Here is a 24,550-nt window from a genome sequence, read left to right as displayed (position 1 = left end):
TCACGCTACGCCAGGCGTAGTGTGAACAGGCCTTAACAGCCGCAGGCCGGGGCCGCGGCGCCGTTCAGGACCAGCGTGCCGGTGAGCTCCGAGACGTGGCCGAAGCCGTGGTGTTCGAGGTATTCGAGGATGCCGCGGTTGATCTTCGGCAGGATCAGCGGGTCGTAGAACAGCCCCGTGCCGATGCCCACGGTCGCGGCGCCGGCGATCAGAAACTCGATCGCGTCGCTGGCCGAGGTGATGCCGCCCTGGCCGATGATCGGCACGCCATGCGGCGCGGCGACCTGATGGACCTGATGCACCTTGAGCAGGGCGATCGGCTTGATCGCGGGGCCCGACAGTCCACCCTGGTTGTTGCCGAGCACCGGTCTGCGCGTGGCGATGTCCACGCTCATGCCCATCAGCGTGTTGATGACGGCGAAGGCATCCGTGCCGGCCTCGATGCAGCGCCGCGCGTTTTGCGCGATGTCGGTCTGATTCGGCGACAGCTTGGTGATGATCGGCTTTCGGGTCACCGCGCGGCAGGCCTCGACGACGCGTGCCGACATGTCCGGGTCGTTGCCGAAGGCCACGCCGCCTTCCTTGACGTTCGGGCAGGAGATGTTGATCTCGATCGCGTCGATGCGCGAGTCGTCGAAGCGCCGCGTGACCTCGACATATTCCTCGACCGTCGAGCCCGAGACGTTGGCGATGAAGCGGGTCTCGCCGAAGTCCAGGTGCGGCAGGATCCAGTCGACGACGTAGTCCACGCCCGGATTCTGCAGGCCGATGGCGTTGAGCATGCCCTGTGGGGTCTCATAGACGCGGTGCGGCGGGTTGCCCAGCCGCGCCTTGCCGGTCGTCCCTTTCAGGACCACGGCGCCGGCGTCGCGGTTGGAGAAGCCGTGGACCCGCGTGTACTCTTCGCCGAACCCGACGCAGCCCGACAGCAGCACCAGAGGCGTGGTGAATTCCAGGCCGCAGAACTGCAACGCCAGGCGCGAGTCATTGTCGGTTGCGGCGGCGGTTGACCCCTGGGCGCTCATTGCAATGATGTCCGAAGATGTTTCATGTCGTCTTGTACCGGCCCGAGATCGCGCCCAACACCGGCAACATCATACGACTGTGCGCGAACACCGGCAGCCGCCTGCATCTGATCCGGCCGCTGGGTTTCGAGCTAGACGATCGCCGGCTGCGCCGCGCCGGTCTGGACTATCACGAGTGGGCCGAACTGCGCGTGTACGACGAGCTCGATGCCTGCCTGGATGCGTTTGACCCCGCGCGGGTCTGGCCGCTGACCACACACGGTTCGCTCGCCCCGCAGGGCGCGCAGTTCAGGGCCGATGATGTGTTCGTTTTCGGCCCGGAAACCAGCGGACTTGGCGCGGCACTGCTCGATCGCTGGCCGGCCGAACGCCGGCTGCGGCTGCCGATGCTGCCGTCGAGCCGCAGCCTGAACCTTTCCAACGCCGTTGCGGTGACGATCTACGAGGCCTGGAGACAATGCGGATTTCGCGGCGCGGTCTGATCGCCGTCCTGTTGATTTCGGGCTTGCGCGCCACTGTGGCGGTCGGGTTCGACACGACCGCAGTGCTGGGCGAGGCCCTGTACCGCGATGAGAACCTGTCGCTGAACCGCAACCAGTCCTGCGACAGCTGTCATCAGATTGCCGTGCCCGATCGCGCCGGCAGCGAACTCCCTCCGGTGTCGGCGTTCGTCGATCCGCGCAATCACGATGCCGAATCGCCCGTATCGCCGGGGTCCGTTCCGGGCCAGGTGGGCCTGCTCAATGCCCCCAGCGCAAAATACGCGGCGTTTTCGCCCGCGTTTCACTGGGACCCCACTGAAGGGCTGTACGTGGGCGGGCAGTTCTGGAACGGTCGTGCCGCCGGGCTTGCCGAGCAGGCCGCGCTGCCGCCGGTGAATCCCCGCGAGATGGCGCTGCCCAGTCACTGGGCCGTGGTGTCGCGGCTGAAGGAGAATCCGGAATACGTGCGCGCGTTTCGGGTGCTGTACTCCGTGGACCTCGATCGGGTGCCGGCACGCGAGCTGGCACCTGCGGAAGTTTCCGCGCCGGCCGGGGTCGAACCCGCGTATGTCGCCATGACCCAGGCCATTGCCGCGTTCGAGCGTGAGCCGGCGTTCGCGCCATTCACGTCCAAATTCGATTTCTACCTGGCCGGCGTCGTGGAGCTCCGCGCCGACGAGGCGCGCGGGCTGGAGCTATGGAACGACGCCGAACGCAGCAAGTGCGGTGAGTGCCATCCGGCGACCCCGGTGCAAGTTCCAGACGGTAGCGAACGGCCCGCCCTGTTCACGGATTTCACCTACGACAACCTCGGCGTACCCGCGAACGCCGCGATCGACGGCCCGCCGGATCTCGGCCTGAGTGGCCGGGCGGAGATCGCCGCGACCGATCCTGCTGGTCTGCAACGCGGCAAGCAGAAGGTGATGAGCGTGCGCAATATCGCGTTGACTGCGCCTTACATGCATAACGGGGTGTTCACGACCCTGGAACAGGTCGTGCACTTCTACAACACGCGTGATGGGCTCGGGCGCGTATGCAGGGATAGCCGAGATCCCGGTTTTGGCGTGGACTGCTGGCCGCCGCCGGAAGTGGCCGAAAACGTCAACACGGAGGAGCTCGGTGACCTGAAGCTCAGCGATGAGGACGAGCGGGCACTGGTCGCGTTCATGCGCACGCTGACCGACGGCTATCCGGACTGGGGTGGCGATTCGCGCGTGCCGCCCGGTACGGCGGCCCCGCTTGTGGGGGCGCGCGCAGGCGGGCCAGAGGTCGCCACGGAGTAGCGGCTACTCGGCCTTCGGGTCGCGCGTCAGCAGGGCCTCGATCGCGGCTTTCGGTTCGACGCCCTCGAACAGGACCGCACGCACCTGCTCGGCGATGGGCATCTCCACGTCACGCCCGGCGGCGAGCCGGCACAGTGCCCGCACCGTGTGATAGCCCTCGACGGCCTGCGCGATGCCGGCGATGGCGTCCCCGATCGTCTGACCCTTTGCCAGGGCCCGGCCGAGGCGCCGGTTGCGCGACTGGTCATCCGTGCAGGTCAGCACGAGATCGCCGACCCCGGCCAGTCCGTAGAGCGTCTCCGCGCGTGCGCCGAATGCCAGTGCGAGACGGGTCATTTCCGCGAGTCCGCGGGTGATCAGCGCCGCGCGCGTGTTGGCGCCAAAACCCAGACCGTCCGTGATGCCCGCCGCGATCGCGAGCACATTCTTCGTCGCGCCGCCGATGGCGACGCCGATCGGGTCATCGGTCGTGTAGGTGCGAAACACCGGGGCATGCAGGCGTTCGACCCAGTGCTGGGCGTAGGCCGGGTGCCACGATGCGACGGTCGCCGCCGCGGGCAAATTGCGCGCGATCTCGGTGGCGAACGTGGGGCCACTGACGATGGCTATGGGTGCGTCGCCGATCAGTTCGGCGGCGACCTGGTCCAGACGCAGGCCGGTCTCGGGCTCGAGGCCCTTGCTGGCCCAGGCGAGTTCCCGGCAGGGGCCGTGTTTGAGCAGATTTTGCAGCGTGGCGCGGAAGGCGCCGCTCGGGACGACGATCAGCCGGTCGTCCGCGCCGTCGAGTGCCGTGGCGAGGTCGGCGGTCGGGGTGATGGACTCGGGCAGTGCCACACCCGGCAGGTAGCGCCGGTTTTCGCCCTCGCGGACGAGTGCTTCCGCATGTTCGCGACGGTGTGCCCACAGACGCACGCGGTGCCCGTTGCGGGCCAGGCAAAGCGCCAGCGCGCTGCCCCAGGAACCCGCGCCGATGACCGCGACGTCTGCCATCGGCGCGCGCTATGGACTCAGGTCAATTCGGCGCGTTGCCGCTGCCGCCGGCGCGTTGGCGCTGGCGCTCGGCGTAGATCGCGTCGAAGTTGACCGGCGCGAGCACGAACTGCGGAAAGCCGCCCTTGGTGACGAGGTCGGAAATCGCCTCGCGTGCGTAGGGGAACAGCACGCCGGGGCAATAGCTGCCGAGCAGCACGTCGATCTGGTCCTTTGGATAGCCGCGCACCATGAAGATTCCGGCCTGATGCACTTCGACCAGGAATGCCGTGTCCTCACCGCTGCGTGCGGTGACGGTCACGTTCACGATGACCTCGTAGTGGTCGTTGCCCTGCGGGTTCGTCGATGCGCCGAGGTTGACCTCGACTTCCGGTTTCCAATCCTTCAGAAACACCATCGGGCTGTTCGGGGATTCGAGTGAGGCGTCCTTGAGGTAGACGCGCTGGATCGAAAACTGCTGCTCGCTGGTGGTGCTTGCGCCGGGGGCGCCGGGTTCAGTGCTCATGTTCGGATTGAATTCCTAACGTTGCGTGACGGGTAGGTTCGCGTTCTGCCACGCGAGCATGCCGCCGCGCAGATTGAACACCTGTTCGAAACCGGCGCGGCGCAGGTGGCCGGCGGCAACGTTCGACCGGCTGCCGCTGCGACAGCCGACGATGATCGGGCGGCTCTTGTATTTCTGCAACTGCGAGACGCGGTTTTTCACCTCGCCGAGCGGGATGTGGATCGCGCCACGGATGTGACCGTCGGAAAACTCGTTCGCCTCGCGCACATCGAGGACGACCGCTTCACGGTCGTTCATCAGCCGCACCGCCTGCTGCGGGCCGACGGCGTTCTTGCCGGAGTCGTTCATGTACGAACGCGCCAGAAGCACGAGCGCCGCGACGAGAATCGCTACGGTGGGCCATTGCTGGGCGAGAAAGTCGAGGATTTCTTGCATCGTCGGAGAAACAGTGGGCACGCGCGGCGCGCGTCCGCCCGCCGTCAGCGTGGATCGGATTGTGGGTTAGTCGCCGTGCTGGCAGAACACGTCTCGCATCATCGAGATCAGCTGTAGCGTGCGCGCGTCGCTGACCCGGTAATAGACACGGTTGGCATCCTTGCGCGAGGCCAGGATGCCCTTGTCACGGAGGATCGCCAGATGCTGCGAGATGTTGCTCTGCGATGTCCCGACGTACTCGACGATTTCCTGTACGCTCACTTCTTGATCGCCGAGCGTACAGAGAATTTTCAGCCGCAAGGGGTGCGACATCGCCTTGAGTGATCGCGACGCGCGGTCGATCTCGTCGTCGGACGAAATCAGGTCGCTGAGATCGGCGTCGTAGTCCAAATCGGTTCCAGCCATAGGCGTAAATTGTGCATGTACCATCCATCCTCCTTCGGGGCGGTTGCGATGCGTTTCGGCGTCGCTGCGACGTGGGCTCTTGTTGTTCGGATTTCCGCCCGGATCATGCCCTGCCGCCGAGGTTGAGCCCTCGCCGGCGAGCCGTGTCCGCCCGGCCCACTAAACAATTTTAATGTACACTAATAAAATAATACGTTACTTTAGTGAAAGTCGAGCGGCCCCGGTCGCCGCGCGCCCCGGACCCGTCGGGGTGGGTCCCGGTTTCGGGGCCGCCGCACCGATCCTGGCGGGCACCGCGCAGGCCGCGGACAACCCCCGACTCAGTTAGACGCCATGCCAGTCCCACACCGTCCCGTGACCCTGATCGTGCTCGATGGCTGGGGTTACAGCGAGCAGACCGAGTTCAATGCGATCGCGCTGGCGAACACCCCGGTGTGGGATCGCCTCTGGCGCGAGTGTCCGCACACCCTGGTCAATGCCTCCGGCGCCGCCGTCGGCCTGCCTGGCGGCCAGATGGGCAATTCCGAAGTCGGCCACATGAACCTCGGCGCCGGCCGGGTCGTCTATCAGGAATTCACGCGCATCAGCCGTTCGATCCGCACCGGGTCGTTCTACCAGAACCAGACGCTGACCGAGGCGGTGGATCTGGCGGTGGCAAACCGCGCAAGGATCCATGTGATCGGGCTGCTCTCGCCGGGCGGGGTGCACAGCCACGAGGATCACATCCAGGCGATGATCGAACTGGCCGCGCAGCGCGGCGCGCGCGATATCGCCCTGCACGCCATTCTGGACGGGCGCGACACGCCACCGCGCAGTGCGGACGGCTCGCTGCGCCGTGCGCAGGCCACGCTGGATCGTCTCGGCGTTGGGCGCATTGCGAGCGTGATCGGGCGCTATTACGCAATGGATCGGGACAACCGCTGGGATCGCGTGCAGACGGCCTACGAACTGTTCACCGACGGGCGCGCCGAACATGTCGCGGTCGATGCGGTATCCGCGCTCGAGGCCGCCTATGCCCGTGGCGAGGGCGATGAGTTCGTTGTCGCGACCGCGATCGTGCCGGCCGGCGGCAAACCGCTCGGCATGGATGACGGGGATGTCGTGTTCTTTATGAACTTCCGCGCCGACCGTGCCCGGCAGGTGACCGAGGCCCTGACCGAGCCCGGTTTCGCCGGCTTCCAGCGGGCGCGTGCGCCGGAATTCGCGCGTTTCGTGTGTCTGAGCGAATTCCACGAATCGTTCGATTTGCCGGTGGCGTTCCCCCCGGAGCGGCTGAACAACGTCTTTGGTGAGTACATCGGCCGACTGGGTCTGCATCAGCTGCGGATCGCCGAGACCGAGAAATACGCCCATGTGACGTTTTTCTTCAACGGCGGTCGCGAGGAACCGTTCGACGGCGAGGAGCGCATTCTCGTGCCGTCGCCGAAGGTTGCGACCTATGACCTGCAACCGGAGATGAGTGCGGTCGAGGTCACCGACCGGCTGGTCGGCGCGATTGTCGGCGGTCGCTACGACGCCATCATCTGCAACTACGCCAATGCCGACATGGTCGGTCACACGGGCAAGGTCGATGCTGCGATCAAGGCCGTCGAGACGCTCGACACCTGTCTCGGGCGTGTGATCGAGGCGCTGCGCGCGGTCGGTGGCGAACTCATCATCACGGCCGATCACGGCAACGCCGAAAAGATGGTTGACCCCGAAACCGGGCAGCCGCATACGGCCCACACCTCGTTCCTGGTGCCGCTGATCTACGTCGGCCGCCCGGCGGAACTCGCCGACAGCGGGGCGCTTTGTGACGTCGCGCCGACCCTGCTCCAGCTCATGGAACTGCCCGTTCCGGACGAGATGACGGGGCGCTCGCTGATCTCGTTCAACGAAGAGGCCGCGGTCCAGCGTGCATCCTGAGCGGCCGGCGGCGTGGTGTTGGTGCCTCGCTGCCGCTGGTGTCCTGCTCGTCGCATCTCCAGCCGCGGCCATCGATCGGGCCGCCGAACTTCAGGCGCTACGCACCCGAATCGCCCAGATCGAGGCCGCGAACCGTGCACTGCACGGCGATCTGGACACCGGTGTCGAAGCCCTGCGCGCGGCCGAAACGGCCATCGGCTCGGCACTCGCGCGCATCGCGGATCTCGATCGACAGCTGACCGGCTCGCGCGGTGAGGCGACGCGGATCGAAACGGAAACCAACGCCGTCCAGGCAACCCTCGCCCGGCATCGGGCACGTCTCGCCGATCAGCTGCGTGCCGCGCAGCGCAGCCGTGGCGGCGGACTGCGCGTGCTGCTGAGTCAGGCGGAATCCGCGCGGCTGGCGCGTATGGTCGCCTACCACGGCTATACGGGCCGCGCCCGGGCCGCAGAGATACAGGCGACCCAGGCAGCGCTGGACCGGCTCGCCGAGCTCGCCGCTGCCGCCGCGGCGAAGGCGGCCGAAATCGAGTCGCTGCGCGCCGCCACGGTGCACGAGCAGCAGCGCCTGGATGCCGAGCGGGCCGAACGCGAGCGCGTGATCGCGGCGCTGCGCGGCCGGATTCAGTCCGCCGAGGCGGAGCTCACGGAACTGCGCGCCGACGAACGCCGGCTGGATTCGCTGGTCCAACAGGTCCGTGCGGCGGTGACCGACGTGCCGTCCACGGTGCTGGCCGAGCTGCGTTTCGGCAGCCGGCGCGGGCGCCTGCCGTGGCCGGCTGCCGGCGCGGTCATCGCGCGTTTCGGCCAGCCGCGTGCACAGGCCCTGGCCTGGGATGGAATGCTGATCGCTACGGCGCCCGGTGCGCCGGTTCGTGCCGTGGCCCATGGCCGGGTGGTATACGCCGACTGGCTGCGCGGCTACGGTCTGTTCACGATCATCGACCATGGTGAGGGCTTCATGACGCTGTATGGCCACAACGAGGCGCTGAACAAGACGGTCGGCGATTGGGTCGAGGCCGATGAGGTGATCGCGCTGGCCGGCGACTCGGGCGGGCGCCGTCAGACGGCCCTGTATTTCGCCCTGCGGGTCAACGGCCAGCCGCGCGACCCGCGCCCCTGGCTGGTGGCCGGGGGATGATCGGGTGCTTCGATCGCGCGCGCGGCCGTCACGCGGATCGGTCGTTTTTCACCCGACGGTTAGGCATACTCGTAACGATAGACGAATTGCGTGGCCCGACCCGGGCCGGGAGAAACCCCAGATGAAGGCGTGGATCAAGCAGGGCGTGTTGGCGCTGGCCGGCGGCGTGCTTGGGCTCGGGCTGGCCGTTGGCCACAACGTGCTCGCCGAGCGTTCCTCGGCAAGCCAGGTGCCGGACCTGCCGATCGACGATCTGCGCACCTTCGCCGAGGTGTTCGGACGCATCAAGCGCGATTACGTGGAGCCGGTCGACGACAAGGTGCTGCTCGAGCACGCGATCGAAGGCATGCTCGCCGGTCTGGACCCGCATTCCTCGTATCTGTCGCCGGACGACTTCAAGGAACTGCAGATCGGCACCTCGGGCGAGTTTGGCGGCCTCGGCATCGAGGTCGGCATGGAGAACGGCTTCGTCAAGGTCATCGCGCCGATCGACGACACCCCTGCCGCGCGCGCCGGGATGAAATCCGGAGACCTGATCATCCGGCTCGACGACAAGCCGGTGAAGGGCATGTCGCTGAACGAGGCGGTGTCCATCATGCGCGGCAAGCCCGAGACCTCGATCGTCGTCACGATCGTGCGCGAGGGCGAGGACAAGCCGCTGCGCATCACCATTGTGCGCGACATCATCAAGGTGCAGAGCGTGCGCGCGCGCATGCTTGATCCGGGCTTCGCCTATGTGCGCATCTCGAACTTCCAGTCACACACCGGCGAGGACATGGTCGCGGCGCTCGGCAAGCTCAAGACCGAGGCCGGCGGCGCGCTGAAGGGTGTGGTGCTCGATCTGCGCAACAACCCGGGCGGCGTGTTGAATTCCGCCGTCACCGTCAGCGATGCATTTCTCGATCATGGGTTGATCGTCTATACCGAGGGCCGCGTGGAGGACTCCAAGCTGCGCTTCGAAGCGGCCGCCGACGACGTCATCGACGGCGCGCCGATCGTCGTGCTGGTCAACGGCGGTTCGGCGTCCGCGTCGGAAATCGTCGCGGGTGCTTTGCAGGATCAGAAACGCGCGATCATCATGGGCCAGAAGACCTTCGGCAAGGGCTCCGTCCAGACCATCGTTCCGGTGCGCGGACAGGCCGCCGTCAAGCTCACGACAGCGCGCTACTACACGCCGTCCGGACGCTCGATCCAGGCTTCCGGAATCACCCCGGATATCGAGCTTGTCCCGGTGAAGGTCGCAGGTGTGGACGAGCCCGAGGTCAAGCCCCTCAAGGAGGCCCAGCTCAACCGCGCGCTCAGCAACGAGAACGGCGCTGAGGAACTGCCTGCATCGGGGTCGGAAAAGGACGGCGCGGACAAGCCGGCCGAGAAGCCGCTTGCCGAGCGCGACTACCAGCTGCACGAGGCCCTGAATCTGCTGAAGGGTTTGTACATCCTGCAGGCACGTCACGACGCCGCCTGATCGCTGCTGACGGCCCCGCGTCTTGGCGCTTGCGGCCTGGGGGCTGGTCGCCACGCTTGCTGCGGCCGCCGGCCCGGGCGCCCAACTCGCCATCGTCATTGATGACCTGGGCTACGATCCGGGCGCCGCGCGGCGGGTCGCTGCGCTGGCAGGACCACTGACCGCCGGCATTCTTCCCGACACCCCCGCTTCGCGCACGACCGCCACACTTGCCCGCGCCGCGGGTCACGAGGTGCTCGTGCACCTGCCGATGCAAAGCCGAGAACCCCATGAGCTCGGTCGAATCGCGCTGACCCTGGGGCAGGATGAACTCACGGTGACCCGCAGCCTGGACGATGCGCTGACCGCCGTGCCCGGGGCGCGTGGCCTGAGCAACCACATGGGCTCGGCACTGACCGCCGACACCGGCGCCATGCGCACACTGATGCTGAGCCTGCACATGCGCGGGGCGCTGTATTTCCTCGACAGCCGCACCGATCCCGGTTCTGTCGCCGAACGCACGGCCTGCGAGTACGGCGTGCCGTTCGTGCGTCGCGACGTCTTCCTGGATCACGATCCGGACCCGGCCGCCATCGCCGCGGCGCTGGCTCACGCGGCGGGGTTGGCGCGCACGCGCGGCCATGCCGTCGCGATCGGCCATCCGTATCCCGCGACACTCGCCGTGCTCGAGGCGCGACTGCCGGAACTCACCGGTGCCGGTGTTACGCTGGTGCCGGTTTCCGCGCTCGTCACCGACCCCGCCGAGGTAGACCCATGGCCCACGTGCTCGTCCCGCTCGCCCCCGGTTGCGAAGAAGTCGAGGCCGTAACGGTCATCGACCTGCTGCGGCGCGCGGGCATCACGGTCGTGGCTGCCGGACTCACCGATGGCGTCGTCACCGCCAGTCGGGGCACCCGGCTGCTGCCGGATACCGACCTCGATTCGGCGCTCGAACGCGATTACGACATGGTGGTGCTGCCCGGCGGTTTGCCCGGCGCCGACCATCTGGATGCCGATCCGCGCGTGCGCGAGCTGCTGCGGCGCATGGCCGAATCCGGTCGTTTCACGGCCGCGATCTGTGCGGCGCCGAAGGTGCTCGCGAGCGCCGGCCTGCTGGCGGGTCGCCGCGCGACGGCGTATCCCGGGGTGCTCGACGCGATCGCCGCCGCCGACATCGAGCGTTCGACGGATGCGGTGGTCGTGGACGGCAAGGTGGTGACTTCGCGTGGTCCCGGCACGGCCATGGATTTCGCGCTGGAACTGATCGAGCGGCTGACCGACCGCGCAACGCGCGAGCGTGTCGAGGCCGGACTCGTGCGATCCTGACCATAGCCTGGCTATGGCTGCGAATCACCGCCTTGATTCAGCCCTGCTCAGCCACGCAGAAGCGCTAGATCATTGCGGGACAGGACACTAGACTTCAACGCTCGGGATCGATCGGTACGCTGGCGTTGATTGGATCCGGGATCGTCGGGACGGGGATGGTAGCCGTGCGAGTTTGCCGAATGCGAACCAAATGAGCTTGGTTGGGGAAAAGGTCTTTGCCGTTGCTCTCGCCGGTTTCGAAGGCACCGAGCGCGAGCGGGTCGAGCGTTCGCTTGCGCTGTCGGCCGCGCGTCTGCGCCGGTATCGGCTCGCGCAGCCGCTGCGTGGCGAACGCGCCGACATCCTGTTGACGAACGCCGGTCCGGACGATCCGAACGGTCGCGCGGCGATCACTTCACTCAACTTCGAAGCCAGATTGCCGGCGCTGGTTCTGTGCGAACGCAACCCGCCCACGACGCAGGGTCCGACCGGTCCGCTGCCGGCCGAGATCGCCGGGCGGGCGCATTTCCTCACGCGCCCGTTGCTGGCCTCGCGACTGCTGCATGCGCTGGATATCGTCACGCTGCGCGAGTTCGGTTTTGCACCGGAGCTGCGGATCGGCGCGGCGCCGGAGACCGGGCTGCGCGACTGGAACGCGCTGCGCGAGGTGATCCGCGCGCGGCTTCGTTTCCCGCGGCGTATTCGGGCGCTGGTCGTCACGGCCAGCGTGACGCTCTACAAGCAGGTCGCGCTGGTGCTGAACAGCGCCGGCGCGGGCACGGTGCATGCGGCGAATCCGCAGGCGGCACGGGATGTCGCCGCGCAGCTTGAGGTCGGCCTGGTCGTGATCGATTCGCGCATCGGACGGGGTGTAGACCCCGCGCTGTGCGAGGCCATTGCGGCGCGCGGAACCGCGCCGCTGCCACGTTTTGTCCTGCTTGTCGATCCGCTGAATCCGTGGGCCGGGCGCAAATGCCCGGTTCATGCGAGCTTGCCGCGTCCGGTGGACTTCGAGCCGTTTGCCGCAGCGCTGGAGGGTCTGTTTGCCCGCGCGGAGCCGCGCATCGAGCGGCAGTCGGCATGACGCCCGAACGCCTCTGAGGCAATTCTGATCAAGTAAGAGTGGTATGCGGCGCTGGGCACCGTTGCCCCGGAAAACCGGGGTGACTTGATCGGCGACCAGAGGTGGCCCGCGGCGGATATTGCGCAACGATGGCGCGGTGCTCTAGATTGTTGGCGCCATTTTTTGGGTCATTCTGACGGGAGGGGGTATGCGTTCGTCTTTCAAGGCTGGTTGGTTCACGATGGTCGCGCTGATTCCGGGCATGGGTATCGCGGGCGATTTCGTTCCGAACTCGGTGCCGGTCGACAATCCGCTGGCGCTGGTCCTGCTGGGCGCTGCCGCGGCTCTGCTCGGCGGTGTGTTCCTGCGCTCGCGCCGCAAGTAGGAACTGAGGACCGCCGGTCGCGCGGTTACGTACCAGGGCCTGCTCACACTGCGCGTGACGCAGCGACGGTGGCCGTTTTTGTGGCCAACAAGGCGCTGTGAGCGCAGTGTGAACAGGCCCTAGGCAAAGTACCGGAGTCCTCGCATGAGAAATTCCCGCTCTCCGCTGCTCGTACTGGCCACGCTCGTCTGCGGGTCGGTACGGGCTGCGGATGTTATTGTTCCACCGCCGGCGACGTCCGTGCCCTCTGACAATCCGCTTGCGCTCGGTCTTGCCGCACTCGCGGCGCTGCTGATCGGGCTCAGTTTCCTGAGAAATCGGCGTCGCTAGGCTGCAAGCAGCGCTGGCATCGGGCGGGGCTGGCGCGACTCGCACGCCAGGCCATTCCCGCGGAACTACTTCCGGTCACGCCTTCGGTGTCGTCTTGCAGTCGGGTACGGCGGCCGATCCCTTCCGTTGTTGCAGCGCAGGCAACGGATTCCGTAATGGGTAATTGACAGAATGGATTGGATCGCTCCCGGCAAAGGCTGGTACGCATCCGTGTTCATGGCCGGATTCGTTGTGGTGCTGGCCTGGGAGCTTCTGCGACCCCTGCACCGCGAGCGCGTGGACATGGTTCGGCGCTGGGTTGCCAACCTGTCGCTGCTGGTCATCGGCGGGCTGGTGTTCCGCTGGCTGAATCCCCTGCTGGTGCTTGCCGTCGCACACCTGGTCGAAGTCTCGCAGTTCGGCTTGCTGAACTGGCTGCCGCTGGCTCCGGGTCCGGCCTTTGTTGCCGGGTTTGTCCTGCTCGATCTCGCCGCCTGGGTCACACACTGGTTGAGCCATAACCTAGCGTGGTGGTGGCGCCTGCATGTCCTGCATCACAACGACACCGAGGTGGACTTTTCGACGACCTACCGGCATCACCCGCTGGATGTCGCGGTTTCACTCGCAGCCGATCTGACCCTCATCACGCTGCTGGGGTGCGATGTCGTGACCGTGTTGATCTATAAGGTCGTCGCGATGAGCTGGAATCTGCTCCGGCACGGAAATCTCGCGCTTCCACACGCGATCGAGCGCCCGCTGACGAAGGTGCTGGTCACGCCGTACCTGCATCGCCTGCATCACTCGCGGATTCGCCGCGAGACCAATTCAAACTATGGCGTGCTGTTTTCGTTCTGGGATCGCTGGTTCGGCACCTATGCCGAACGGCCGTTGCACGAGTATGCCGATCTGCCGATTGGACTCGAGGTCTATACCGGGCGCACCGAGCATGGGCTGCTGCGCATGCTGCGCCTGCCGTTCGTGTGGAACCAGAAGAGGATTGATGCCGGCCTCGCGGCCGATGCGGGATCAGTCGCGCCAGAGCAGCTTCGCGTACAGGGTTAGCGCGAGCGTTGCGGCTGTCGCACCGAGCGCGGTCTGAACGGTCGGCGTCAGCAACTGCGGCGCTGACAACAACAACGCCAGACCGCCACCCAATAATCCACTCGCGACGATCGCGGTAACGACGCGGCGGTTGCCCCGTCGTGCCAGCGCCTGATCCGCCGCACGATCGTGTTCGCTGACACCGATGTCCAGCCGTCCGTCGCGGGCCTGCGTGGCGACCTCGTGCAACAGCGTCGGCAGCAAGGGCAGTGTCTCGGACCACTTTGGCAGTTCCGTGCGCAGCCGGCGCAGGAACGCACGCGGCCCGAACTGCGCGGCCGTCCAGCGCTCCAGAAACGGCTTGGCCGTCTGCCACAGATCCAGTTCCGGATACAGCTGCCGGCCGAGTCCCTCGATGTTCAGCAGCGTCTTTTGCAGCAGCACGAGCTGCGGCTGGATCTCCATGTCGAAACGCCGCGCCGTGGCGAACAGGTTCACCAGAAACTGCCCGAATGAAATCTCTTTGAGCGGACGCTGGAAGATCGGTTCGGACACCGTGCGAATCGCCGATTCGAATTCGTCGATGCGCGTGCCACGCGGCACCCAGCCGGATTCCACGTGAAGCTCGGCGACGCGACGGTAGTCGCGATTGAAAAACGCCAGAATATTGCCGGCCAGGTAGTGCTGGTCCTCGGTCGTCAGCGTGCCCATGATGCCGAAGTCCACGGCGCGGTACTGGCCGTCGGCCGTGACAAAGATGTTGCCCGGGTGCATGTCCGCGTGAAAGAAATTGTCGCGGAACACCTGCGTGAAAAAGATCTCCACGCCGCGTTCCGACAGGCGCTTGAAGTCCACGCCGACCGCGCGCAATGCGGCGATGTCGCGGATCGGAATGCCCTCGATGCGTTCCATGGTCATCACGTCGCGGCGCGTATGGGACCAGTACACGGCCGGCACATGGAGCAGGTCCGAGGTCGAGAAGTTGCGCTTGAGCAGGGCGGCGTTTGCGGCCTCGCGCATGAGATCGAGTTCGTCAAGGATGGTCTTTTCGATCTCCGCGACGACCTCGATTGGCCGCAGTCTGCGGGCATCGGCCGAGAATCGCTGCGCGAGCCGCGCGATGCTGTAGAGCAGGCCGATGTCGCGGCGGATGACCGGCTCGATGTTCTCGCGCAGTACCTTGACGACGACCGCTTCACCGCTCGGCAGGCGCGCGGTGTGGACCTGGGCGACCGATGCCGAGGCCAGCGGCGTCAGGTCGAACTCGGCATACAGTTCCGCAACCGGCCGGCCGAGCGCAGTTTCCACGATGCGTCTGGCATCCGTGCCCGGGAACGGTGGCACGCGGTCCTGAAGCTTCGCGAGTTCGTCGGCGATGTCCAGCGGGATCAGATCACGGCGGGTCGAGACGATCTGTCCGGCCTTCACGAAGATCGGCCCGAGATCCTCGAGCGCGCGGCGGATGCGTTCGGCGCGCGGTGCCTTGCGTCGGCCGAGCCAGCGGCTCGGGCTCAGCCAGTCGAGAAACCGCAGCGGCCGGAACAGGTGCAGCGCGAGGATGATCTCGTCGAGCCCGTGACGGAGCAGCACGCGATGGATGTGCCACAGGCGCAGGGCCTGCCGGGTCCGGCTCACGGCGCGGCTTCCCCGCGTCTGGCGGCGATCTCTACCCGCGCGGCCAGGCGGTCGACATCGGCGCGAAGCTGGTCGACGTCGTTGGCGAACGCGGCAAGTTCATCGGCGGTGACCACCGCCCTGGATTCGTACTGCAGATAGTCCCCGAGGTCGGCACGAAATCCGCCGATGGCGTCGCGCGAAAACCCGCGCAGCGAGCGCAGGCCACGATCGACCGGACCCGCAAGCGCGGGTCCGAGCAACCGGCTCAGCAGGCCGCCCGGATCGGTATCCAGCGCCCGCAGAATGCCCGCGAGCCGTTCGATCAGCCGCGCATTGCCGCGCAGGTCCGCGCCGGCGGCCGCCGGCGCGTCGCCGCGCAGCAGGCGCACCAGCGCGCGGGGTGTGGCGCGAAGCTCCGCGTCGTGTGTTGCTGCACGTCCCGCGAGCACGGCGACACTGTCGTTGCCGATGCGCAGGTGCCCGGCGAGCCCGATGGGTTCGAGCGTGAAGCCGACGACCCGTCCGGCGAGTTCGGCAATCCGGGCCGCGGCGCCCGGATCGCGAACGAGTGCACGGTTCAAACCGGCCTCGATCGCGGCGAGCAGGGCGGCCGGCGGATGCCGCTCAGGCGACAAAGCCACGGTGGATCGCCACGATGCCGCCGGCGAGGTTCAGCCAGTCGCCGTCGACGAAACCGGCATCACGCACCATGCCGGCAAGGGTTTCCTGGTCCGGGTGCATGCGGATGGACTCCGCGAGATAGCGATAACTTTCGGCATCCCCTGCGACGAGCCTGCCGAGCGCCGGCAGGATGCCGAACGAATAGGCGTCGTACACCGCGCGTAGCCCCTGGGTGCGCGGGCGCGAGAACTCCAGCACGATCAGCCGGCCACCCGGTCGCAGCACGCGATGCATCTCGGCGAGTGCCGCGGGCTTGTCGGTGACGTTGCGCAGTCCGAAGGCGATGGTCACGCAGTCAAAGCTCGCCGACGCGAACGGCAGGCGTTCGGCGTTCGCCAGCGCGAAGCGCACGCGGGCGGCGTCGCCGGAATCGAGCAGACGTTCGCGGCCGCGTTCGAGCATTCGTGCGTTGATGTCAGCAATGCAGACCAGCCCGTCGCGGCCCACGCGTCTGGCGAGTTGTCGCGTCAGGTCGCCGGTGCCGCCGGCGAGATCGAGCACCCGCTGACCCTCGCGCACCGCCGCCAGATCGATCGCGATGCGCTTCCAGATGCGATGCTGACCGAACGACATCAGGTCGTTCATCACGTCATAGCGACCCGCGACCGAGTCGAACACGCCGGCCACGCGCCGCGCCTTGTCGTCCCAGCCGACGGTCTCGTAGCCGAAGTCAGTCGTGCGTTCGTTCATCGCGGAAAGTCTATCAGGGCCGACCCGAAACCCGATCTTCCTTGGCCGGTGATTGATCAGGCCGCCAGCAGCGAATTCAGCAGCCGAACGAGCTCGCGTCCTTCCTGGACGTCGAGCAGGTGGTCGCCTTTCGAGGCGATCGACTGGGCCCGGCCGCGCAGGGCCGCGACGTTGTTCATGTCCTGCGCATACGGCGGCACGATCTTGTCATTTGCGCCGAACAGTCCACCCTGCGCACGCACGATCGATACGTAGCGTGCGTTCGGGTGTGGCTGCCGATTCAGCCAGAACAGCAGGTTGCCGGGCTGTTCCGGGCTCAGGTCGCGAAACAGTGCCGCGCCGCGTTGCAGGCGCTTCTCGCCGAGCATGCCCGCGAACCAGCCGATCGGGCTGTTGGCGACGGATTCGCCGAGCGCTGCGATGTCCGTGCCCAGGTGCGGGCTGGCGATGGTGACGAGCGCCGAGACGGCGGTGTCCGCGTGTTCAACCATGAACAGCCGCGCGGCCACGCCGCCGGCCGAATGGCCGATCAGGATCAGCGATTCACCCGGATGCCAGGCCTGCGCCGCGCGCACGTAGTCGCCGATCCAGCCGGCCTGAACGGCCAGCGGCGCCTCCGTGGGCAGTTCGATCGTGTACATTCGCCGCGGGCTCTTGCCGGGTCGCTGTCCGGCCACGCCCTGATGCGTGCGGTACAGGTGACCGCCGTCGCGCCAGCCACCCTCGTGCAACGCTTTCGTGATGCCGTTGGAGCGCCAGGTCTGCGCGTCGCCGAGATAGCCCTGGATCAGGATCAGGGTTTCGGCCTGGCCCGGGATCGGGACGGCGAGCACGAACAGCAGCAACCAGAGTCGGGGGCTTTTCATGAATAATCCTTGGGTCGGAATGGGGGCCGTGTTCGCGGCGCTGGGCGTGCTGGCCGGGGCGTTCGGGGCTCACGCGCTGAGTCCGCACCTGGATGCGCGTGCGCTCGGCTGGTATCGCACGGCCGGAGAGTACCTGATCTGGCACGCGCTGGCGCTCGTTGCCGTGGGGCTCTGGGTGCAGACGCACGCGGCCGGGCGGGCGGCGCGGGTCGCGGCGGTTGCATTCGTCGCCGGCATCGTCCTGTTCAGCGGCAGCCTGTACGCGCTGGCGCTGGGGGCGCCGCGCGCGGTTGCCATGCTGACTCCGGTCGGCGGGCTGGCCTTCATCGTCGGCTGGTCAGCGTTCGCCGTCGGCGCCTGGCGGCGGACTTGAGGAGACCGCCGGCGCGATGCGCACGGCGCCGTCGAGTTTTTCGCAGTGGCCGGTCACTTTCGAGAACCGGTCGCGCGCGCCACGCCCCATCGACCAGACCCGCGCCGCGTAGTCGCGATGCACACGCAGCGCCGTCGCGGGCGGTGCGTCGGCCTGCTGTAGCACGGTCTGTGGCCGCAGCCAGTGCCAGATGACCGGGGCGGCGAGCGGATCGAAGCAGGCGCGCGCCATCAGGGTCATGCCGATGATGTCGGCCTCGGTCTCGAACTCGCGACTGAAGGGCTCCGGGTCGCCGTCTTTCGGCTCGAGCCCGGCCGCAGCGAGCAGCGACAGGCGTTCGATGCGCGCGACGCCGTCCGGGTCGGTGACATAGCGGCGGGCGGCGTCGGTCAGGCGACGCGTCGTCAGACCCTCATTGACATGTCGCGCGATCACATGACCCATCGCGTGGGCGACTAGCGCCGCCAGTTCGGCCTCTGAACCGACATAGGCGAACAGGCCGAGGTCCAGCCCGATGGTGCCGTCCGGGTAGGCGTTGAGATCCGCGCCCGCGCCATGGTCCAGCCGGAACGACCAACCGGCGGGGAACTCCGGTGCCACCGCCGCCAGCCGGCCGGCGACGCGTTCCAGCCACGCGAGCTGGGTGCCCCCGGTGAGCAGTTCGCGGTGCTCGTCGTTGTATTCGATCAGACGCCGGGCCAGCGCCGCCATCGTCGCCTGGGACAGTTCGACACGCTGGGCGCGTCCGGTGATCGGCACGGTCTCGTTTGCCTGCACGCCGCGCCAGGCCGCGCTCACGGTCACGACCAGCGCGACGATCCCGCCCGCGATCAGCGCCAGCGCCAGCGCGATGACGATCTGCCGGCGCAGGCGCGTACGCGGGTCGACGCGCCACCAGTCTCGCAGGCCCTCGCGAATCAACGCCGGCAGCTGACCCGGATCGACGAGGTGTTGTTGTTGCCGAGCGCGGTCCCGCGCAGGCTCCTGGCACTGTCGCGCAGCACCAGATCCACTCCGCCGAAGTCGGCGCGGCCGAACAGTCGTGCGGCGCAACCCGGCGCCATCGCGACCGAGCTCACGCGGTTTCGGCCGATCCGGTTGTCACCGAGGTCGCGGTCGTCGTCATAGAGCACCTCGTAGTCGCCGGAGTAGTTCTCGCCGGCATATAACGTCACCGCGCCATTCGCGGGATCTCGATCTGGGCCCGGGTGGCCGCCATGGGGTGGTCTGCCTCCGCCGCGCTGGCAGTCGACCTTGAGCGAGGAGACATCGTTGCTGCCGACCTTCGTGCCGGTCAGGTTCAGCACATCGCGCGAGAGTGTGACGAACGAGCCGCCGTATCCGACCCGGTCGTACAGGGTCACCGTGCAGCCGTCCGGCACGCGAACCGAGCTTGCACGATTGCGTCCGAGCCGGTTGTCGCCGAGATCCGGGTCATCCGCATAGAAGGTTTCGTTCTCGCCGCGCAGTCCGCTGAGCTCGTAGAGCGTGACGCCGGGCGTGGCGCCGCCGGCGCCTGCGCCGCCGATCTCCACGCACTGATAGCCGACGAAGCGGCCGTTGGCGCCGTCGCGACGCGCGTCGCGCAGATCCGAGCGGCTGTCCTGGAGTCCGCGCTCAGCCTGGCGTGCGGTGAGGTCGGCGCCGCGGCGGTGACACTCGCGCACATGTGCGAAGCGCTCGCTCGTAGGCTGCCGGTCGATATCCAGTGTCTCGCCATTGCCGCCCAGCGCGCCGGTCAGCAGGATCAGGGTGTAGATGCTCACGTTGGCCGCTCCTCGGTCGTTCCGGTCGGGGGGTTGAAATGTTCCAGTGCCGGACCCAGTTCGCGCAAGTCCACCCGGGTTGCGCGGGTCAAATTCCGGACCGGGTTGGACCGCCGCCGGGCGCCGTTTACAATCGGCGCCCGTTTGCCCCCGCCAGCGTTTTGCACCCGTCCAGATGATCGAATTTCACGGCACGACCATTCTCAGCGTTCGTCGCGACGGCCATGTCGTGCTCGGCGGCGACGGCCAGGTGACCATGGGCAACACGGTCATGAAGGGCAACGCGCGCAAGGTGCGCCGCCTGTACAAGGAGCGCGTGCTCGCCGGCTTCGCCGGTGCGACGGCCGACGCCTTCACCCTGTTCGAGCGTTTCGAGGGCAAGCTCGAGAAGCACTCCGGGCACCTGACCCGCGCGGCCGTCGAACTCGCCAAGGACTGGCGCACCGATCGCATGCTGCGCCGCCTCGATGCGTTGCTGGCGGTGGCCGATCACGAGGTATCGCTGATGATCTCCGGCACCGGTGATGTGGTGCAGCCCGAGGACGACGTCATGGCGATCGGCTCGGGCGGCGCCTACGCGCTGGCCGCCGCGCGCGCGCTGCTGGCGCATTCGCCGCTCGGTGCGCGCGAAATCGTCGAGCGTTCGCTCGGCATCGCCGCGGACATCTGTGTGTACACCAACCATCAGATCGTGCTTGAAGAACTGGCTCCCGGGGACTAACCATCGATGTCGAACATGACCCCGCGCGAAATCGTCGAGGAACTCGACAAGCACATCATCGGCCAGCGCGCCGCCAAGCGCGCCGTGGCGATCGCGCTGCGCAACCGTTGGCGCCGCGCGCAGCTCGACAGCCCGCTGCGTGAAGAGGTCACGCCGAAGAACATCCTGATGATCGGCCCGACCGGTGTCGGCAAGACCGAGATCGCGCGGCGTCTGGCACGGCTGGCGAACGCGCCGTTCATCAAGGTCGAGGCGACGAAATTCACCGAGGTCGGCTATGTCGGGCGCGAGGTCGACTCGATCATCCGCGATCTGGCCGAAGCCGCGGTGAAGATGACCCGTGAGACCGAGGTCGAGAAGGTCCGCCATCGCGCTGATGATGCCGCCGAGGAGCGCGTGCTCGATGCGCTGCTGCCACGCCCGTCCAGCAATGACTGGAACGCGGCTGACCCGCGTGACGACCAGGCGGACACCCGGCAGAAGTTTCGCAAGCAGCTGCGCGAAGGAAAGCTCGACGAGCGTGAGGTCGAGATCGAGATCTCCAGCCGTGCGTTCGGGGTCGAGATCATGGCGCCGCCGGGCATGGAGGAAATGACCCAGCAGCTCCAGGGCATGTTCCAGGACATGGCTGGCCAGCGCCGCAAGCACCGCAAGCTGCGCGTGCGCGAGGCGCTCAAACTGCTGCGCGAGGAAGAGGCAGCGCGCATGATCAACGACGAGGACATCAAGGCCCGCGCGATCGACGCCGTCGAACAACACGGCATCGTTTTCCTCGACGAGATCGACAAGATCACGCGCCGTGCCGAAGTCACCGGCGCGGATGTCTCGCGCGAGGGCGTGCAGCGCGACCTGCTGCCGCTGGTCGAGGGCTGCACGGTGACCACCAAGTACGGCATGGTCCGCACCGACCACGTGCTGTTCATCGCCTCGGGCGCGTTTCACATGGCGAAACCGTCGGACCTGATTCCGGAGCTGCAGGGCCGGCTGCCGATCCGGGTCGAACTCGACGCACTGAGCGTCGGGGATTTCGTGCGCATCCTGACCGAACCGGATGCCTCGCTGACCGAACAATATGTCGCGCTGCTCGGCACCGAGGGCGTGAATCTGCGTTTCCATGCCGACGGCATCGCGCGTCTCGCCGAGATCGCCTGGCAGGTCAACGAGCGCACCGAGAACATCGGCGCGCGGCGTCTGCACACGGTCATGGAACGGTTGATGGAAAACGTTTCGTTCGAGGCCGGCGAGGGCGAGACGGGCGTGATCGAGGTCGACCGTGCCTACGTCGACGCGCAGCTCGCCGAGCTTGCGTCCGACGAAGACCTGAGCCGCTACATCCTCTGACGGGAGTCGTTCCGATGGCATCCAAGCCCATGCCGACCGAAATCAATCTGCACCGCAAGTCGCGCACCCTCGAGGTCGCGTTCGACGACGGCGAGCGCTTCAACCTGCCGGCCGAATACCTGCGCGTGTACTCGCCCTCGGCCGAGGTGCAGGGGCACGGGCCGGGGCAGGGCGTGCTGCAGGTCGGCAAGGAAGGCGTGAACGTCGAGGCGATCGATCCGGTCGGCAACTACGCCGTGTGCCTGCATTTCGATGACGGCCACAACACCGGCATCTATTCCTGGGACACGCTCTACAGCCTCGGCCGACACTACAGCCGCAACTGGCACGACTATCTCGCGCGGCTGGCCGCGGCCGGTCACAAGCGCAAGGCGCCGGAGGCCTAGAGGACTCCCCGGTAAGGTTCGGTCCTTCCGGTGAGGCCGGCCCGCCCTGCACGCCGCCGTGCGGCAGGACACGCCGATTCAGTCAGCGTCAGTGCAGACTGCGCTCGAGCGCCTCGACGATCGAGCGCAACAACTGCTGACCGCGTTCGCCCATGCCGCGGGTGAGGCGGTCCAGGTCGCGTTCGCCGTTGAGCATCGGCCGGATCACCCCGGCCAGCCTGGCCAGATCGCCGCCGGCCGCGCGCATCTGTTCACCCATCGTCCCGAGCGCCGCGAGCGCCTGCGCATCACCGCGGGCGGCCGCCCGAATCAGCCCGGCGAGCCCCGGGGCGGCGGCCGCCGGATCCGGTGCTTCCGGGGTGGGCAGGCTGTCCGGGTTCTGCAACCCACGCAGGATCGCGCGTACCACGGCGCGGTCCTCGTCATCGAGCGGACCGGCAAGCACGGCCTCGCGTTTGCCGGCAAAAATCGCGCGTACGGCCTCGACCAGGGCCTGCCAACCGTTGGCGACCATGGCCGGGAACAGCTGTTCGATCGGCGCTCGCCGGCTCGGGTCGCCGCAGGCCTCGACCACCCCGCGGATGAACGCCGCATGGGTGGCGAGAATCTGCCGCTCCTGCTCGGACGGTGTGGTTGCACTCACTTCCCGGGCCTGGTCACGAACAGGCGCACCCAGTCGAGGGCCTCGTAGTCGTTCAGCGTTGCCGGCCCGGCCGCGACGACCTTGACGTAGTCCGGAAAGTCCGCGGCGCTGTGCCGGTACCACGAAGCGTGCGTTTCGCAGACATGCACGTTGACGCCGGCGCTGTTCAGGGCCTGCACCTCGGCGTGCGCCTCGGGGTAACGTTCGGCACGGTCACGCATGAGGGCGAATTCCTCCTTGCCGTGAAAGACGACCGCCACGGCTAGCTCCGGAAAGCGTTCGCGCAGCCTGCGCGCCCGATCGGCGACCAGCGGCAGCGCCCAGCGGATGTCGTCCTCGCGCGACTGCACCACCTCGAAGACCACGCCCGGGGGCGGCGCCGCGGCATTCAGCACGCGCTCGAAGTCGGGGTCGCCCTTGTCGGCGACCGCGTTTGCCGCGCACAGCAGCGTCAGAACTGCGCCGGCGAACGAACGGTGTAGAAACCTGAACCGCTTGAGCCGGGCGTGGATTTGCGCGAGTCTTTCTGGATGTCGATTCATGTCAGGCGTCCGCCGTCGCCGGAGGTCGGGGTTTGAACGTTACGGGCCTGATTCTAAAGCTGCTGCTGGGTGTTCTGGTTGCCTGGCCGGTGATCCTGCTCGTGACCGTGGCCAAGAACGACCTGCCACTGTTCGAACCGCCAGGGCCGTGGGCGCGACTGAAGGTGTATCTCGGCACCAATGTCGCGGCGACGAGACCGGATCATCCCTGGCCGGAGATGCGCGGGATCGTCCTCGACGGCCTCGCGCCCGGCCAGGCACGCGAGCGTGTCGTGGCGGCCATCGCAAGACTGGGCTGGGAGACCGTCGATGCCGGTCCGGTCGACCGGATACATGCGGTGGTCACGACGCGCTGGCTGCGCTTTCGCGACGACCTCGAGATTGCGCTGAGTGCGGTTGCTGGCGGGACGCGTGTGGATGTCCGTTCTGCGTCGCGCGTAGGTCGATCCGACATGGGCACGAACGCGCGCCATATCCTGGACCTTCTGGACGAGCTTCGCGCCCGGGACGACGGGACGCGCTGAGCCCGCGCGGCGAGTTAGGGCCAGTTCACACTACGCTTGGCGCAGCGCCTCGGCGGCGACCTCACGGACTTCCTCGCTGGCGTCATTCAGGCAGCGCTCGAGCGCCTTGCGCGCGGCCGCGCCGCCGGCGAGCCCGAGATAGTGGCAGGCGTCGATTCGAAGCGAGGTCGCCTCGGCACGCGTGATCTCGGCAAGCCCTTCAGCGAGGGCCGCAAGCCGGCCGTCTTCAGCAAGCGTTTCGACCACGGCGCCAAGCCCGACACGCGAGTTCAGCGGTACGTCCGGGTCGGCGAGCAACTGCAGCAGCGCGGCCTGGCCTTCGGCGTCCGCGCACTCGGCCGTCGCATCGTCGACGCGGCCATGTTCCAGCGCATGCTCGATCCGGGCCACGCAGGACCCCGGGTTCCGGGCATGGTGGATCCAGCGCGAAAGCTCAGTGGCGCTGCGGGCGCCGGTCAGCACGAACGGCCCGAGCTTCAGCCACGGCACGTTGCGCACACCGCGCTCGCGCGCGGCCTCCGGCTCGAGGCCGGCATTGAGCACCAGCACCCGCGCGAGTTCGCCCTGACGTACGAATTCGGTCAGCTCACGAAGCAGCGCCTCGCAATGCGGGCAGCCCGGGCCGATGACGAGTTCCGCCCCGACGATTGAACCCTGAGACTCGGTCATTTGGACACCTCTG

The 24,550-nt window shown here is 67.4% G+C and carries 30 protein-coding genes; 16 read left to right on the top strand and 14 right to left on the bottom strand.

What is annotated here, in order from left to right; translation table 11 throughout:
• Window positions 1-32: 32 nt before the first annotated feature.
• On the bottom strand, window positions 33-1,025 hold the full coding sequence (locus KDG50_06070; protein ID MCB1864977.1) for a dihydroorotate dehydrogenase: 993 nt from the start codon (window positions 1,023-1,025) through the stop codon (window positions 33-35).
• 17 nt (window positions 1,026-1,042) lie between these two features.
• On the opposite strand from KDG50_06070, the gene KDG50_06065 reads away from it, so the two are divergent.
• A complete protein-coding gene (locus KDG50_06065) occupies window positions 1,043-1,507 on the top strand; it encodes a tRNA (cytidine(34)-2'-O)-methyltransferase (GenBank protein MCB1864976.1) in 465 nt (154 codons plus the stop codon).
• Window positions 1,483-2,790 carry a hypothetical protein gene (locus tag KDG50_06060; protein MCB1864975.1) on the top strand — a complete coding sequence of 436 codons (1,308 nt, stop codon included), beginning with the start codon at window positions 1,483-1,485 and terminating at the stop codon, window positions 2,788-2,790. The genes KDG50_06065 and KDG50_06060 overlap by 25 nt, the downstream gene beginning before the upstream one ends.
• Before the next feature lie 3 nt (window positions 2,791-2,793).
• Here the strand turns inward: KDG50_06060 and KDG50_06055 are convergent, their stop codons facing one another.
• The 4 genes from KDG50_06055 to KDG50_06040 form a co-directional block, all read right to left on the bottom strand.
• A complete protein-coding gene (locus KDG50_06055; GenBank protein ID MCB1864974.1) occupies window positions 2,794-3,780 on the bottom strand; it encodes an NAD(P)-dependent glycerol-3-phosphate dehydrogenase in 987 nt (328 codons plus the stop codon).
• 22 nt (window positions 3,781-3,802) lie between these two features.
• Window positions 3,803-4,285, bottom strand: coding sequence for a protein-export chaperone SecB (gene secB / locus KDG50_06050; protein MCB1864973.1), 483 nt, complete (start codon window positions 4,283-4,285; stop codon window positions 3,803-3,805).
• A 15-nt stretch (window positions 4,286-4,300) separates the two neighbouring features.
• Window positions 4,301-4,720: a rhodanese-like domain-containing protein gene (locus tag KDG50_06045; GenBank protein ID MCB1864972.1), complete on the bottom strand. Its 420-nt coding sequence runs from the start codon at window positions 4,718-4,720 to the stop codon at window positions 4,301-4,303.
• A gap of 66 nt (window positions 4,721-4,786) precedes the next feature.
• Complete coding sequence (locus KDG50_06040) at window positions 4,787-5,125, bottom strand: winged helix-turn-helix transcriptional regulator (GenBank protein MCB1864971.1); 339 nt, start codon at window positions 5,123-5,125, stop codon at window positions 4,787-4,789.
• Window positions 5,126-5,458: 333 nt separating this feature from the next.
• On the opposite strand from KDG50_06040, the gene gpmI reads away from it, so the two are divergent.
• The 9 genes from gpmI (at window position 5,459) to KDG50_05995 (ending at window position 13,739) form a co-directional block, all read left to right on the top strand.
• A complete protein-coding gene (gene gpmI, locus KDG50_06035) occupies window positions 5,459-7,030 on the top strand; it encodes a 2,3-bisphosphoglycerate-independent phosphoglycerate mutase (GenBank protein MCB1864970.1) in 1,572 nt (523 codons plus the stop codon).
• Entirely contained in the window at window positions 7,020-8,171 is a 1,152-nt protein-coding gene (locus tag KDG50_06030) for a peptidoglycan DD-metalloendopeptidase family protein (protein ID MCB1864969.1), read from the top strand. The genes gpmI and KDG50_06030 overlap by 11 nt, the downstream gene beginning before the upstream one ends.
• Before the next feature lie 121 nt (window positions 8,172-8,292).
• Window positions 8,293-9,636 carry a S41 family peptidase gene (locus KDG50_06025; GenBank protein ID MCB1864968.1) on the top strand — a complete coding sequence of 448 codons (1,344 nt, stop codon included), beginning with the start codon at window positions 8,293-8,295 and terminating at the stop codon, window positions 9,634-9,636.
• Between the two features lie 22 nt (window positions 9,637-9,658).
• The gene (locus KDG50_06020; protein MCB1864967.1) at window positions 9,659-10,444 is read left to right on the top strand and encodes a divergent polysaccharide deacetylase family protein; all 786 of its coding nucleotides are present in this window, start codon (window positions 9,659-9,661) and stop codon (window positions 10,442-10,444) included.
• Window positions 10,390-10,941, top strand: coding sequence for a DJ-1/PfpI family protein (locus KDG50_06015; protein MCB1864966.1), 552 nt, complete (start codon window positions 10,390-10,392; stop codon window positions 10,939-10,941). The genes KDG50_06020 and KDG50_06015 overlap by 55 nt, the downstream gene beginning before the upstream one ends.
• A 190-nt stretch (window positions 10,942-11,131) precedes the next feature.
• The gene (locus KDG50_06010) at window positions 11,132-12,004 is read left to right on the top strand and encodes a hypothetical protein (protein MCB1864965.1); all 873 of its coding nucleotides are present in this window, start codon (window positions 11,132-11,134) and stop codon (window positions 12,002-12,004) included.
• A 187-nt stretch (window positions 12,005-12,191) separates the two neighbouring features.
• Window positions 12,192-12,368, top strand: a complete 177-nt coding sequence (locus tag KDG50_06005; GenBank protein ID MCB1864964.1) for an LPXTG cell wall anchor domain-containing protein — start codon at window positions 12,192-12,194, stop codon at window positions 12,366-12,368.
• Between the two features lie 144 nt (window positions 12,369-12,512).
• Window positions 12,513-12,698 carry a hypothetical protein gene (locus KDG50_06000; GenBank protein ID MCB1864963.1) on the top strand — a complete coding sequence of 62 codons (186 nt, stop codon included), beginning with the start codon at window positions 12,513-12,515 and terminating at the stop codon, window positions 12,696-12,698.
• Window positions 12,699-12,869: 171 nt separating this feature from the next.
• Complete coding sequence (locus tag KDG50_05995) at window positions 12,870-13,739, top strand: sterol desaturase family protein (protein ID MCB1864962.1); 870 nt, start codon at window positions 12,870-12,872, stop codon at window positions 13,737-13,739.
• On the opposite strand, the gene ubiB is transcribed toward KDG50_05995, so the two are convergent.
• The 4 genes from ubiB to KDG50_05975 are packed head-to-tail and all read right to left on the bottom strand — an operon-like array spanning window position 13,704 to window position 17,572.
• The gene (gene ubiB / locus KDG50_05990; protein MCB1864961.1) at window positions 13,704-15,353 is read right to left on the bottom strand and encodes a ubiquinone biosynthesis regulatory protein kinase UbiB; all 1,650 of its coding nucleotides are present in this window, start codon (window positions 15,351-15,353) and stop codon (window positions 13,704-13,706) included. The two genes, KDG50_05995 and ubiB, sit on opposite strands and share 36 nt — an antisense overlap.
• Window positions 15,350-15,976 carry an SCP2 sterol-binding domain-containing protein gene (locus KDG50_05985; GenBank protein ID MCB1864960.1) on the bottom strand — a complete coding sequence of 209 codons (627 nt, stop codon included), beginning with the start codon at window positions 15,974-15,976 and terminating at the stop codon, window positions 15,350-15,352. Before KDG50_05985 ends, ubiB begins: the two co-directional genes overlap by 4 nt.
• Window positions 15,960-16,706, bottom strand: coding sequence for a bifunctional demethylmenaquinone methyltransferase/2-methoxy-6-polyprenyl-1,4-benzoquinol methylase UbiE (gene ubiE, locus KDG50_05980; protein MCB1864959.1), 747 nt, complete (start codon window positions 16,704-16,706; stop codon window positions 15,960-15,962). The genes KDG50_05985 and ubiE overlap by 17 nt, the downstream gene beginning before the upstream one ends.
• 56 nt (window positions 16,707-16,762) lie before the next feature.
• Window positions 16,763-17,572: a hypothetical protein gene (locus KDG50_05975; GenBank protein ID MCB1864958.1), complete on the bottom strand. Its 810-nt coding sequence runs from the start codon at window positions 17,570-17,572 to the stop codon at window positions 16,763-16,765.
• Between KDG50_05975 and KDG50_05970 the strand changes: the two genes are divergently transcribed.
• Entirely contained in the window at window positions 17,571-17,945 is a 375-nt protein-coding gene (locus tag KDG50_05970; protein MCB1864957.1) for a DUF423 domain-containing protein, read from the top strand. The two genes, KDG50_05975 and KDG50_05970, sit on opposite strands and share 2 nt — an antisense overlap.
• Here KDG50_05970 and KDG50_05965 read toward each other — a convergent pair.
• Window positions 17,910-18,866 (bottom strand): M48 family metalloprotease, encoded by a 957-nt coding sequence (locus tag KDG50_05965; GenBank protein ID MCB1864956.1) that lies wholly within the window; start codon window positions 18,864-18,866, stop codon window positions 17,910-17,912. The genes KDG50_05970 and KDG50_05965 overlap by 36 nt on opposite strands.
• Window positions 18,863-19,711 (bottom strand): hypothetical protein, encoded by an 849-nt coding sequence (locus KDG50_05960; GenBank protein ID MCB1864955.1) that lies wholly within the window; start codon window positions 19,709-19,711, stop codon window positions 18,863-18,865. The genes KDG50_05965 and KDG50_05960 overlap by 4 nt, the downstream gene beginning before the upstream one ends.
• A gap of 175 nt (window positions 19,712-19,886) precedes the next feature.
• Between KDG50_05960 and hslV the strand changes: the two genes are divergently transcribed.
• Genes hslV through KDG50_05945 form a run of 3 tightly spaced genes read left to right on the top strand, consistent with a single transcriptional unit; the run spans window position 19,887 to window position 22,159 of the window.
• A complete protein-coding gene (hslV, locus tag KDG50_05955; protein ID MCB1864954.1) occupies window positions 19,887-20,432 on the top strand; it encodes an ATP-dependent protease subunit HslV in 546 nt (181 codons plus the stop codon).
• Window positions 20,433-20,438: 6 nt separating this feature from the next.
• Window positions 20,439-21,773, top strand: coding sequence for an ATP-dependent protease ATPase subunit HslU (hslU, locus tag KDG50_05950; protein ID MCB1864953.1), 1,335 nt, complete (start codon window positions 20,439-20,441; stop codon window positions 21,771-21,773).
• 14 nt (window positions 21,774-21,787) lie between these two features.
• The gene (locus KDG50_05945; GenBank protein MCB1864952.1) at window positions 21,788-22,159 is read left to right on the top strand and encodes a DUF971 domain-containing protein; all 372 of its coding nucleotides are present in this window, start codon (window positions 21,788-21,790) and stop codon (window positions 22,157-22,159) included.
• 88 nt (window positions 22,160-22,247) lie between these two features.
• On the opposite strand, the gene KDG50_05940 is transcribed toward KDG50_05945, so the two are convergent.
• Together KDG50_05940 and KDG50_05935 are read right to left on the bottom strand one after the other, a co-directional pair.
• Window positions 22,248-22,802 (bottom strand): hypothetical protein, encoded by a 555-nt coding sequence (locus KDG50_05940; protein MCB1864951.1) that lies wholly within the window; start codon window positions 22,800-22,802, stop codon window positions 22,248-22,250.
• Window positions 22,799-23,344 (bottom strand): DsrE family protein, encoded by a 546-nt coding sequence (locus tag KDG50_05935; GenBank protein MCB1864950.1) that lies wholly within the window; start codon window positions 23,342-23,344, stop codon window positions 22,799-22,801. The genes KDG50_05940 and KDG50_05935 overlap by 4 nt, the downstream gene beginning before the upstream one ends.
• A 218-nt stretch (window positions 23,345-23,562) precedes the next feature.
• On the opposite strand from KDG50_05935, the gene KDG50_05930 reads away from it, so the two are divergent.
• Window positions 23,563-23,868, top strand: a complete 306-nt coding sequence (locus KDG50_05930; GenBank protein ID MCB1864949.1) for a DUF1499 domain-containing protein — start codon at window positions 23,563-23,565, stop codon at window positions 23,866-23,868.
• A gap of 30 nt (window positions 23,869-23,898) precedes the next feature.
• Here the strand turns inward: KDG50_05930 and KDG50_05925 are convergent, their stop codons facing one another.
• Window positions 23,899-24,537 (bottom strand): hypothetical protein, encoded by a 639-nt coding sequence (locus KDG50_05925; protein ID MCB1864948.1) that lies wholly within the window; start codon window positions 24,535-24,537, stop codon window positions 23,899-23,901.
• Between the last annotated feature and the right edge of the window lie 13 nt (window positions 24,538-24,550).

Source organism: Chromatiales bacterium (genome assembly GCA_020445605.1).
GTDB lineage: Bacteria > Pseudomonadota > Gammaproteobacteria > JAGRGH01 > JAGRGH01 > JAGRGH01.
This window is presented reverse-complemented; position numbering and strand designations above follow the sequence as displayed.